This window comes from Comamonas sp. C24C, from assembly GCF_053345995.1.
This window is the reverse complement of record NZ_JBKFBC010000011.1, coordinates 50,505-53,847: the sequence shown is the minus strand read 5'-3', so window position 1 is coordinate 53,847 and position 3,343 is coordinate 50,505. Positions and strand designations below refer to the sequence as shown.

General features: G+C 60.3%; 5 protein-coding genes. 2 read left to right on the top strand and 3 right to left on the bottom strand.

Annotated elements, in window-relative coordinates:
- Positions 1–129 precede the first annotated feature (129 nt).
- A complete protein-coding gene (locus tag ACLBXN_RS19030; RefSeq protein WP_447613178.1) occupies positions 130–420 on the top strand; it encodes a CPCC family cysteine-rich protein in 291 nt (96 codons plus the stop codon).
- On the opposite strand, the gene ACLBXN_RS19025 is transcribed toward ACLBXN_RS19030, so the two are convergent.
- From ACLBXN_RS19025 to ACLBXN_RS19015, 3 genes are all read right to left on the bottom strand, one after another.
- Positions 400–897, bottom strand: a complete 498-nt coding sequence (locus ACLBXN_RS19025; RefSeq protein ID WP_447613177.1) for a hypothetical protein — start codon at positions 895–897, stop codon at positions 400–402. The two genes, ACLBXN_RS19030 and ACLBXN_RS19025, sit on opposite strands and share 21 nt — an antisense overlap.
- A gap of 87 nt (positions 898–984) precedes the next feature.
- Positions 985–1,485, bottom strand: a complete 501-nt coding sequence (locus tag ACLBXN_RS19020; protein WP_447613176.1) for a DUF192 domain-containing protein — start codon at positions 1,483–1,485, stop codon at positions 985–987.
- A gap of 211 nt (positions 1,486–1,696) precedes the next feature.
- Positions 1,697–2,116: a hypothetical protein gene (locus ACLBXN_RS19015; protein ID WP_343677618.1), complete on the bottom strand. Its 420-nt coding sequence runs from the start codon at positions 2,114–2,116 to the stop codon at positions 1,697–1,699.
- On the opposite strand from ACLBXN_RS19015, the gene icd reads away from it, so the two are divergent.
- Positions 2,115–3,343: NADP-dependent isocitrate dehydrogenase (gene icd / locus ACLBXN_RS19010; protein WP_447613175.1), on the top strand; the 1,229-nt coding region annotated here is incomplete at its 3' end. The two genes, ACLBXN_RS19015 and icd, sit on opposite strands and share 2 nt — an antisense overlap.

The window sequence follows — 3,343 nt, the reverse complement described above, 5'->3', positions numbered from 1 at the left end:
CGGTCGACCTGAAAAGGTCGCCGGCTTTTTTGTGTCCGGTCTCCGTAGTTGCTATATAAATAGAAGCTGCCTGTGCATGATGTATAAGCGCTATAGCTTGATTTGATCCGAATTTATGAAAGGCGCTCCATGCCGCTGTATCAGTGTCCGTGCTGCGACTATTTCTCGCTGGATGAGCGTGGCGAGTACAGCATTTGCAGCGTCTGCTTCTGGGAGGACAGCGGTTGGGATGTGGACTGCCCGGATGAATACTCGGGCCCCAACCATATGACGCTGCGCGAAGGTCGGCGCAACTTTCAGTACTTTGGTGCCTGCGATTACCGAATGCTCAAGAGCGTGCTCCCACCGGCAGCGCGCAACCACTATCGGCATGGACCGCGCGTTCTGCGCAAAGTGGCATCAATCCGCGTGGGGCAGTGATTGCCGTGCCTCGTCAACCCAGCGCAGAAATCGTATGCCTGGGTGTTCGTGCAGCAGCGGATAGCGTTGGCGGTGGTAGCAGTCCCAGTAACTGGCGGCCTGCTGCTTGCAGGCAGTCACAAAATCGGGGTTTTCGGCAGCAAAACGCCCGTAGCTGTGTGGCGATAGCCTATGGGTCTGGGCTGTCAGATGCTCGGAAATTTCCAGTACATACTCGCCAGCCGCTCGGACCACAAACGGCAGCACCCAGTCGCAGTCATGCGCCAGCAGCTGGCGCAGACAGGTTTCGCGCACATGGCCGTTGGCGTGGCGGCTGCCCAGGCACAGGGCCAGTTGGTGTGTGGGGCCGCTGCTTTCCTGAATGCATTGCTGCAGCTCAGGTTCGTCGTAGTACACGCGGTAGGGTGCATGCAGTAATTCGCCATCAATCCTTGCCGTGAAGCCGGGGCAGGACTCAAGCGCTTGCGATTTTTCCAATCTCCGCAGCAGTGCAACGGCGATATCGCTCAGTGCCTGTGGAAACCGCGGCTGGCAGAGCACGAAGGATGCGGATTCTGGCGGTGCTTAGCGATTGAAGGGCGCACCACCCAGCTTGGTGCCGGCCTTGATGCCGCGCTTGGTGAACCAGCCCTGGTTCATCTCCAGCACATAGCGCACGGGCTTGGCCGAGCAGTGAGAGTCTTCGCTCATGGGCTTCATGTCGGCCAGATTGACGATGGTGCCGTCATCGGCCACAAAGGCCGCCGTCAGCGGCAGGATGGTGTTGCGCATCCAGAAGCACTGCACGCCGGGCACCTCGAAGACAAAGAGCATGCCTTCCTGCTGCGGCATTTCCTTGCGGAACATGAGACCGATTTCGCGCTGCTGCGGCGTGATGGCCAGTTGGGTATCGATGCGGTACATGCCGGCCGTCAGGTCGATGCGGCGCAGATTCATCTGTGGCTGACCTTCGTCGCGGGCCATGGCGGGGCTGCCGAACAGGCCCAGCAGGGCGGTACAGGCCAGGGCCAGCAGCGGAGCGCGCCAGCCGGATTGTTGGGGTGTCTTGGTGGAGAGGGTCTTCATGAGCCTTGCTTGCCAAACAGGAAGTCGGAAGTCGCAAGCCTATAGCAATCCGGGCGGGTTGCGGTGCAAATCCGCGTCATGGGGATGCGGCCGCAGCCGGTCTGCAAAATGCAGGGCCTGCAGAACTTGCGGTCCGGCAGGCCCTGGGGCGAGTCAGATCCGGCGGTCAAGGCCATGGGCCTCGATGCCGCCGGCTGCTTTCAGCGGGCGATCAGGCGGGCTTGTGCATCTTCTTGGTGCTGTGCTGCATATGATGCTTTTTGGCCGGCTTGGCCTTCATATGTTTGGCGGTAGGTGCCGCTGCTGCAGCGGCAGGGGTGGCAGGCTGCGCCGGCGTGGCGGCTTGAGCAAAGGCGCCAGCAGCGAACGAACCAGCAATCAGGACAGCGAGTAGTTTTTTCATGGATGCCAATTTCCCAAATATGCGGCAATGCCAGGTTTCAGGTTGAAGTGTGGAGCAGCCCATCTGCCTCCACACCCTCTCAACGGCAGCCCTGTGCCGCCGTTGACAGATTTTTATGCGGCATTTCTTAAAATTTGCTGAGTTCAAGGTGCCAAAATCGGGGGCAAGAAGCAGCACCAAAAAGGTGCGCCACCGCGCAGTATTCAAGACTAGGAGATTCCACAGCATGAGTAAGTCCCAGCACATCCAGGTTCCGCCGCAGGGTGAGAAGATCAGCATCAATGCGGACAAGACACTGAATGTTCCGAATCAACCCATCATTCCTTTCATCGAGGGCGATGGTGTCGGCGTCGATGTGACGCCGGTGATGCGCAAGGTGGCTGACGCTGCCGTGGCCAAGGCCTATGGCAGCCAGCGCAAGATTGCCTGGATGGAAGTGTATGCAGGCGAGAAGGCTACGCGCATCTACGGCCCCGATGTCTGGCTGCCCGAGGAAACCGTGGCCGCCGTGCGCGACTATGCGGTGTCCATCAAGGGCCCGCTGACCACGCCCGTGGGCGGCGGCATCCGCTCGCTGAACGTGGCACTGCGCCAGGAGCTGGACTTGTATGTCTGCCTGCGCCCCGTGCAGTACTTCAAGGGCGTGCCTTCGCCACTCAAGGAGCCCGAGAAGACGAATATGGTGATCTTCCGCGAGAACTCGGAGGACATCTACGCGGGCATCGAATACGCGGCCGGCAGCGAGAAGGCGAGGAAGCTCATCGACTTCCTGGCCAAGGAAATGGGCGCCAACAAGATCCGCTTTCCCGAAACCTCGGGCATCGGCATCAAGCCCGTCTCGCGCGAGGGCACGGAGCGCCTGGTGCGCAAGGCCATCCAGTACGCCATCGATAACAACAAGCCCAGCGTGACCCTGGTTCACAAGGGCAACATCATGAAGTACACGGAAGGCGCATTCCGTGACTGGGGCTACGCGCTGGCGCAGCGCGAGTTCGGTGCCGAGTTGATCGACGGCGGCCCCTGGTGCCGCATCAAGCACCCGAAGACCGGCAAGGACATCATCATCAAGGACTCGATCACCGACGCCTTTTTGCAGCAGATTCTGATGCGTCCGGCCGAGTATTCGGTGGTGGCCACGCTCAATCTCAATGGCGACTACATCTCGGATGCGCTGGCCGCGCAGGTGGGTGGCATCGGCATTGCTCCCGGTGCCAACCTGTCGGAGAGCATTGCCTGCTTTGAAGCCACCCACGGCACGGCGCCGCGCTATGCGGGCAAGGATTATGTGAATCCGGGCTCCATGATCCTGTGCGCTGAGATGATGCTGCGCCACATGGGCTGGCGCGAGGCTGCAGACCTGATCGTCGAGTCGCTGGAAAAAGCCATTCAGAGCAAGCATGTGACCTATGACTTCGCCCGTCTGATGGACGGTGCGACTCAGGTGTCCTGCTCGGG

Coding starts and splice junctions, on each gene's coding strand:
- ACLBXN_RS19030 (WP_447613178.1), top strand. CDS start 130: ATGCCGCTGTATCAGTGTCCGTGCTGCGACTATTTCTCGCTGGATGAG.
- ACLBXN_RS19020 (WP_447613176.1), bottom strand. CDS start 1,485: ATGAAGACCCTCTCCACCAAGACACCCCAACAATCCGGCTGGCGCGCT.
- ACLBXN_RS19015 (WP_343677618.1), bottom strand. CDS start 2,116: ATGCTGTGGAATCTCCTAGTCTTGAATACTGCGCGGTGGCGCACCTTT.